The following is a 7339-nucleotide window of genomic DNA, read 5'->3' on the forward strand; positions in this document are numbered from 1 at the left end:
CGAACACACCCGAACCGAACACGCCCCGCCGACCACACCGTGGCCGACGGGGCGTGCTGACGTGCTGTCAGCCGGTGAGGGCGAGGGCCTTCACAAAGGCGGTGCCGTCGATCGTGCCGAGGCCCGAGGCCAGGTCGTAGCCGCGCCCTGCGGTGTAACCGGTGACTCCCGCAAAGGAGTTGTCGCCGGTCGTGACGTCCGTCTCGCCGCTGAGCCGGGACGGGAGATGGGCCAGGGCGTAGAGGGCCGGGTTGATCAGGCCGAGCCGGTGGCCGGCCTTCTGGTCGGCGAGGGCGACGATGCCGGAGAAGATCGGCGTCGCCTCACTGGTGCCGCCGACCAGGCCCCAGCCGACGTGGGCGGGGTCGTAGGACTGGTAGGTCCAGGCGGCGCCGTCCACGGCCGCGCTCATGCTGATGTCGGGGGTCCCGCGCTTCGCGCCGACCACCTTGCGCACCCCGTCCTGGTACCAGGGCCGGGCGAACACGGCGGACACCCCGCCGCCGCCCGCGCCGTACCCGTCGTTCCAGACCGAGTCCGGCGCCAGCCGGTTCCCCTGCTGGTCGAGGTTCAGCTCGGTGCCGCCCACGGAGGTGACCAGCGGGTCGGAGGAGGGCCAGGAGTTGACCCGGTACGGGTACAGGTCGGACCCGTCGGACTGGGCGTCGGTGGCACCGTTGTCGCCCGAGGCGGCCAGGACGGTGACGTGGTGCGCGTAGGCGTCCTTGAAGGCGTAGCGCAGATTGGTCAGCGAGCTGGTCCGCCCCTGCGCGAAGCCGGGGAAGGTGTTCTCGGTGGCGCCGAAGCTCTGCGAGATCACGTCGCCGACGCCGTGGTTGATCAGGTTCTGCTCGGCCTTCATCATCTCCGGCAGCCCGGTGGTGCCCTCGGTCTCCGAGACCGGGGTCTCCACCAGGACGATCTTCGCGCCGGGGGCGATCGCGTGCGCGTACTCCACGTCGAGGGTGGTCTCCCCGGCCCAGCCGGTCATGTCGGAGTCGGTGGGGTCGAACGGCGGCACGTTCCCGGCCTTGACCACGTCGACCTGGGTGTCCGGCAGGCCCCACTGCTGGTCGAAGACCTGCAGGTCGTGCTGGATGGTCGGCGAGCCGTAGGAGTCGACGATCACGATGGTGCGACCGCGCCCGGTGATCCCGCGCGCGTAGAGCGGGGCGAGGTTGTAGGCGGTCCGGTACTGAAGCGGTGAGTAGCAGTGGATCGCGTACTTGGTGAGGCACTCCGCGGTGGTGATCGGCGCGGTCAGCACCCGGGCCAGCCGCGGCCCGGCGACGGCGGGACGGACGTCCGCCCGGCCGGTGCTGTGGCCGGGGCCCGCGGCGGCGACCGCGCTGCCGCCGGGGACGGCGGCGGAGCCCAGGACCAGGGCGGTGGCCCCGGCCGTCAGCGCCGCCACGACCGTACGTGCCTTCCGCAGCGAGCGTGCCGGACGTGCCTCGGGTATCGGTCGTCGTGCTCCCGGGGTGGTGGGATTGCGTGACATGGGACTCCTTGCGTGGGAGGACCCGTCCTCGACGGTTGTGCTCCCCATGACACCGACAGTGACCGGCGCATGTCAGCGAAAATGCCGAATCGTGACCTTCCACCACGGACCGGGGTGTCAGCCGGCCCGACTGCCCGGGCCGGTCCACCGGGCCGGGCAGACCCCTCGTGCCGCCCTGACGGAGCCGCTACAATACGCGATATGTCGCGACGAGACTTGGTTCCGGACCCCCTCGACCCCGGTGACCCGCACGCCCTGCGCGCCTCGCACGAGGACCGCGACGAGGTGGTGGAGCAGCTGCGGGTGGCCGCCGGCGACGGCAGGCTCACCGCCGAGGAGCTGGACGAACGCCTGGAGACGGCGCTCACCGCCCGCACCTACGGCGAACTGGCGCTCCTGGTACGGGATCTGCCGACCTCGGCCGGACCCTCGGGCCCGCCGCGCGCGGTCCCGGCCGAGCCCGCGCCCGAGGTGGTCCGGCTGGCGGCGTCCCACAGCAACCTGGAGCGGGTCGGCCGCTGGGCCGTGCCGCTGCGGCTCGAGCTGGAGGCGAAGGGCGCCAATGTGCTCCTCGACTTCACCGCCGCCGCGGTGACCCACCCCGTGCTCGACCTGGCGGTCTCGCTGCGCCACTCCAATCTGCGGCTGGTGGTTCCGGCCGGGGTGGTGGTCGAGGTGGACGAGCTCGCCGTCCACGGCAGCAATGTGCGGCAGCGGGTCGGCCAGCAGCCCGGCGCCCCGGACCTGCTGCGGATCCGGCTCTCCGGGGACGCCCGCAGCAGCAGCGTCCAGGTCCGCGACCAGCAGCACCGCCAGCTGGGCTTCTGGGCCCGGCTGCGGGAACGCCGCGCGGCCCGGCGTCAGGCGCTGGCCGCGTAGAGCATCTCGCGCAGGCCGGGGACCGTCTCCCGGTCGGCCCGCCAGACCAGCCGCAACTGCAGGTCCGAGACCGGCAGTTGCAGCCGGACCAGGCTGCCGGAGGCCAGTTCCGCGCGTACCGCGAACTCGGGCAGCAGGGCGATGCCGAGGCCCTGCTCGACGCAGGCCCGGGTGAGCGCCACTCCCCCGGTGCGGACCCGTTCGAGATCCGGGCCGAGGATCCGCTCGCCGGCCATCCAGAATGAGCAGGCGGGCGTGTTGACCAGCAGCTTCTCGCCGCGCAGCCGTCCCTTCAGCAGCCCGGGCACCCCGTTCAGCGGGTGGCTCGGCGCGGCCACCAGCACCAGCGGCACGGCTTCCAGGTCCAGATGCGCCAGCCAGGCCGCCCCGGACGGCGGTGCCGGGGGCAGTGCGAAGCCCAGGTCGCCGACTCCGCCGCCCAGGTCCAGCAGCAGCGCCGCCTCCAACTCCCCCGCGGCCACCGCGCCGAGGAGCTGGTCGCGGGAGGCGTCCGAACGGATCTCCACCCGCAGGTCGGGCCGGCGCTCGGCGAGGCGGGCCAGGATCGCCGGGACGTGCGACGCGGCCATGGTCTCCAGCGCGCCGATCCGCAGCAGCGGACGGGCGGCGGCGACCTCGGCGCGGGCCTGCTGGGCCTGGTCGAGAAGCCGCCGGGACCAGCCGAGCAGCCGCTCCCCGGCCGCGGTGAGCCGCATCCCGCGCGGCGCGCGGATGAACAGCACGACCCCCAATGACCGTTCCAGGGACCGGATCTGCTCGGAGACCGAGGACGGCGCGAGGCCCAGCGCGACGGCGGCGTCGGTCACCGTGCGATGGGCGACGACGGCCTCGAAGGTGTGCAGCTGCCGGAGTTCCATGACCGGGCCAACCTGATACTGCGTTCGGAAATTCCGAACGCAGTATCAGGCGCAGCCGGTGGAGCGGCGGAAGCCCCGGTCCCACAGTGTGGCCATGACTCCAGCCCGCACCTCCGCCACCCGACCGCAGCCGCCCGACTCCCCCGACGCCACCGGCTCCGGCCGCGGCGAAGGCGGCGAGCGCCCGGCCGGGCGCCGCCGGGCGCTGTTCGGCATCTCCCTCGGCTACTTCATGGTGCTGCTGGACACCACCGTTCTCGCCGTCGCCGAACCCGACCTGGCCCGCTCCCTGGGCACCTCGACGGCCGGGCTGCAGTGGGCCTTCACCGGCTACACCGTCGCCCTCGGCGCCCTGCTGCTCTCCGGCGGCGCCGTCAGCGACCGCTACGGCGCGCACCGCGCCTTCCGGTACGGCATCGCCGTGTTCGGTCTCGGCTCGCTGCTCAGCGCGCTCGCGCCGAACCTGTGGACGCTGGTGCTGCTGCGGGTCCTGCTCGGGGCCGCCGCGGCAGCCGCCGTACCGGCCACGCTGTCGCTGATCACCCGCCTCTACCCGGACCCGGTCGAGCGCGCCCGCGCCGTCGCCGTCTGGGCCGCCACCAGCGGCAGCGCGCTGGCGGCCGGGCCGCTGGTCGGCGGCTTCCTGGTGGACCTGGCCGGGTGGCGGGCGGTGTTCCTGGTCAACGTCCCGCTGGCGGCGCTGACCCTGGCCTGCACCCTGGGACGTCCGGGCCGGACCCTGCGCAGCCCGCGCGGACCCCGCGCCGTCGACTGGTCCGCGCAGCTCGCCGCCTGCGCGGCGCTGGGGCTGCTGACGGACCTGCTGATCGCGCTCGGCTCGGGCGGTTACGTCCACGCCGGGTGGTCGGCGGCCGGGACGGTGGCCGCGGCGGCGGTGTTCGTCCGGCTGGAGCGGCGCAGCGCGGCGCCGGTGCTGCCGCCGTCGGTGCTGCGGGCGCCGGGGATGCCGGCCCTGCTGCTGACCGGGGCCGCGGTCACCTTCGCCATGATGGCGCTGGTCTTCGTGCTGCCGCTGGTGCTCCAGCAGAGCATGCGGCTCACCCCCTTCGCCACCGGCGCGGCCTTCCTGCCGATGACCCTGCCCTGTGCGTTCAACCCGCTGCTGACCGGGCGGATCGTGGCCAGGGTCGGGCCGTGGCGGCCGGTCCTGGGCGGGCTCGGACTGCTCGCCCTCGGCAGTGCGGTGATCGGTGCCGCGATGCTCGCCGGGGACTCGTACCCGCTGCTCGCGGTCGGCCTGGTCTGCTGCGGCTTCGGGGTCTCCTTCTCGCTTCCGGCGCTGGTCACCGCCCTGGTCGCGACGGCGCCCGCCGGGACCGCCGGCGCCGCGAGCGGGCTGCTGAACGCGGCCAGGCAGACCGGCGGGACGATCGGCGTCGCCGCGGTGGGGGCCTTCGCCCTGGTCGGCCGGAGCGGCGGCGGGACGGCCCTGGCCTGGGCCCAACTCCTGCCGTCCGCCGTCTGCCTGGTCCCGGCGGTGATGATCCTCCGCGGGCGCGGGAAACCGGCCGGTTCGTCTACGGTGGCTCGGTGAACACACGACACATCGCGTTCGAGCAGTTGCACAACTTCCGCGATCTGGGCGGCTACCGGACCGCCGACGGCCGGACCGTCCGCTGGGGGCGGCTGTACCGGGCGGACTCGCTCGGCAAGCTGCACCGGGCGCCGGAGGACCACCGGCGGTTCCTGGAGCTGGGCGTCCGCACCGTGATCGACCTCCGCTATCCCTGGGAGATCGAGCGGCGCGGCCGGGTCCCCGAGCAGGACGGTCTGGCTTACCACAACCTCAGCATCGAGCACCGGATGTACGACCAGGCCGCCATCGACCCGGACGTCGACCCCTGGCGCTATCTGGCCGACCGCTACGCCGAGGTGGCCGAGGACGGCGTCGAGGAGATCCGGCAGGCCCTGGACGTCATCGCCGCCGAGGACAGCGGCCCGCTGGTGTTCCACTGCGCCTCCGGCAAGGACCGCACCGGACTGCTGGCCGCCCTGGTGCTGATCCTGCTGGGCGTCAGCGAGGAGGACGCCGTCGCCGACTTCGCCCTGACCGAGCTGGCCACCGAGCGGTTGCGCGCCGACCACCGGGCGCACCGTCCGGAGCTCGACCGGATCTGGCCGAGCTACGGCCGGGCCCCCGGCGTGGTGCTGGAACTGTTCCTGGCCGACCTCGCCGCCGCCCACGGCTCCGTCCGCGCCTACGCCGCAGAGCGGTTGGGCGTGGACGGGGTTCTGCTCGGCGCGCTGCGGGATCGGCTGCTCAGCGAGTGACCGGACGGTGACTCGGAGGAGAACTGGAAAGAGTGTTGACAATTAATTGGTCTAGTCCAAAGATTGGCCTGTCCAACCAGACGTCTCTACCAGTCAACACCCCCACAGGAGAGCCCAGATGAGACGACCCACCGTGCAACGCACCCTGCTCGCCACCCTGGCCACCGTCGCTGCCGCGGCATCGGCCCTGGTGGGGACGGCAGGTACGGCACACGCGGCGGCCACCCCACTGCCCGCCCATGTGTCCGCGCCCTACTTCGAGGCCTACAACGGCGACAGCCTTTCCGGGCTCGCCACCTCCTCCGGCAACAAGTACCTGTCCATGGCGTTCATCCAGACCGCCAGCAAGGGCTCCTGCACCGCGCTCTGGAACGGCGACACCGGCCTGCCGATCGCCGCCGCGAACTTCGGCAGCGACATCAGCTCGATCCAGGCCAAGGGCGGGGACGTGATCCCCTCCTTCGGCGGCTACACGGCCGACGACACCGGCACCGAGATCGCCGACAGCTGCACCAACGTCAACTCCATCGCCGCGGCGTATGAGAGCGTCATCACCACCTACAACGTGTCCCGGATCGACCTCGACACCGAGGACAACTCGCTCACCAACACCGCCGGGATCGACCGCCGCAACAAGGCGATCGCCCTGGTCGACGCCTGGGCCGCGAGCAACGGGCGGAACATCCAGTTCTCCTACACCCTGCCGACCACCACCAGCGGCCTCGCCTCCAGCGGCCTCGCGGTGCTGCAGAACGCGGTGGCGAACAACGCCCGGGTCGACGTGGTCAACCTGATGACCTTCGACTACTACGACGGCGCCAGCCACGAGATGGGCACGGACGCCGAGAACGCCGCGACCGGCCTCTACAACCAGCTCACCACGCTGTACCCGAGCAAGACCGCCGCGCAGCGCTGGGCCATGATCGGCGTCACCCTGATGCCCGGCGTGGACGACTTCGGCACCGCCGAGACCACCACCGTCGCGGACGCCAAGAACGTCGAGGCCTGGGCCGCCACCAAGGGCATCAACACCCTCTCGTTCTGGGCGCTGCAGCGGGACAACGGCGGCTGCCCGGGCGGCACCGCCGGTTCCGACAGCTGCTCCGGGATCGCCCAGGGCACCTGGGACTTCACCAAGGCGCTGCTTCCGTTCAACGGCGGGACGACCGTCCCGACCAATGACTTCTCGGTCGGCGTCGCCCCGGGTTCCGCCTCGATCGCCCCCGGCGCCTCCGCCACCGCGAGCGTCAGCACCTCGGTGACCTCCGGCAGCGCGCAGTCGGTCGCCCTCAGCGTCAGCGGCGCACCGGCCGGGGTGACCGCCTCGGTCAGCCCGACCTCGGTCACCGCCGGCGGCAGCGCCACCCTCACCCTGACCGCATCCAGCACCGCCGCGGCCGGGACCTACCCCATCACCGTCAAGGGAACGGCCGCCTCCGGCAGCCACACCGCGACCTACAACCTCACCGTCACCGGCGGCACGGTTCCGACCAATGACTTCTCGGTCGCCGTCGCCCCGGCCTCTGCCTCGATCGCTCCCGGCGCCTCCGCCACCGCGAGCGTCAGCACCTCGGTGACCTCCGGCAGCGCGCAGTCCGTCGCCCTCACCGTCAGCGGCGCACCGGCCGGAGTGACCGCCTCGGTCAGCCCGACCTCGGTCACCGCGGGCGGCAGCGCCACCCTCACCCTGACCGCATCCAGCACCGCCGCGGCCGGGACCTACCCCATCACCGTCAAGGGAACGGCCGCCTCCGGCAGCCACACCGCGACCTACAACCTCACCGTCACC

At 73.1% G+C, this 7339-nt stretch carries 6 protein-coding genes; 4 read left to right on the forward strand and 2 right to left on the reverse strand.

What is annotated here, in order from left to right; genetic code table 11:
• Positions 1 to 67: 67 nt before the first annotated feature.
• The gene (locus tag ACEZDG_RS32015; RefSeq protein WP_380516522.1) at positions 68 to 1501 is read right to left on the reverse strand and encodes a S53 family peptidase; all 1434 of its coding nucleotides are present in this window, start codon (positions 1499 to 1501) and stop codon (positions 68 to 70) included.
• A gap of 201 nt (positions 1502 to 1702) precedes the next feature.
• Between ACEZDG_RS32015 and ACEZDG_RS32020 the strand changes: the two genes are divergently transcribed.
• Positions 1703 to 2380 (forward strand): DUF1707 SHOCT-like domain-containing protein, encoded by a 678-nt coding sequence (locus ACEZDG_RS32020; protein WP_380516525.1) that lies wholly within the window; start codon positions 1703 to 1705, stop codon positions 2378 to 2380.
• Here ACEZDG_RS32020 and ACEZDG_RS32025 read toward each other — a convergent pair.
• Positions 2362 to 3258: a LysR family transcriptional regulator gene (locus ACEZDG_RS32025; RefSeq protein WP_380516528.1), complete on the reverse strand. Its 897-nt coding sequence runs from the start codon at positions 3256 to 3258 to the stop codon at positions 2362 to 2364. The two genes, ACEZDG_RS32020 and ACEZDG_RS32025, sit on opposite strands and share 19 nt — an antisense overlap.
• Before the next feature lie 94 nt (positions 3259 to 3352).
• On the opposite strand from ACEZDG_RS32025, the gene ACEZDG_RS32030 reads away from it, so the two are divergent.
• The 3 genes from ACEZDG_RS32030 to ACEZDG_RS32040 form a co-directional block, all read left to right on the forward strand.
• On the forward strand, positions 3353 to 4813 hold the full coding sequence (locus ACEZDG_RS32030) for an MFS transporter (RefSeq protein ID WP_380516530.1): 1461 nt from the start codon (positions 3353 to 3355) through the stop codon (positions 4811 to 4813).
• Positions 4810 to 5550: a tyrosine-protein phosphatase gene (locus ACEZDG_RS32035; protein ID WP_380516531.1), complete on the forward strand. Its 741-nt coding sequence runs from the start codon at positions 4810 to 4812 to the stop codon at positions 5548 to 5550. Before ACEZDG_RS32030 ends, ACEZDG_RS32035 begins: the two co-directional genes overlap by 4 nt.
• A gap of 118 nt (positions 5551 to 5668) precedes the next feature.
• Positions 5669 to 7339, forward strand: a 1671-nt coding sequence (locus ACEZDG_RS32040) for a glycosyl hydrolase family 18 protein (protein ID WP_380516533.1), incomplete at its 3' end; no start/stop codon positions are given.

Origin of the sequence: Streptacidiphilus alkalitolerans, from assembly GCF_042511045.1 — a bacterium.
In the GTDB taxonomy this organism is placed as follows: Bacteria; Actinomycetota; Actinomycetes; order Streptomycetales; family Streptomycetaceae; genus Streptacidiphilus; species Streptacidiphilus alkalitolerans.

Excerpts from the sequence above, each read along its gene's own strand:
- ACEZDG_RS32015 (WP_380516522.1), bottom strand. The coding sequence starts at position 1,501 with ATGTCACGCAATCCCACCACCCCGGGAGCACGACGACCGATACCCGAG.
- ACEZDG_RS32020 (WP_380516525.1), top strand. The coding sequence starts at position 1,703 with ATGTCGCGACGAGACTTGGTTCCGGACCCCCTCGACCCCGGTGACCCG.
- ACEZDG_RS32025 (WP_380516528.1), bottom strand. The coding sequence starts at position 3,258 with ATGGAACTCCGGCAGCTGCACACCTTCGAGGCCGTCGTCGCCCATCGC.
- ACEZDG_RS32030 (WP_380516530.1), top strand. The coding sequence starts at position 3,353 with ATGACTCCAGCCCGCACCTCCGCCACCCGACCGCAGCCGCCCGACTCC.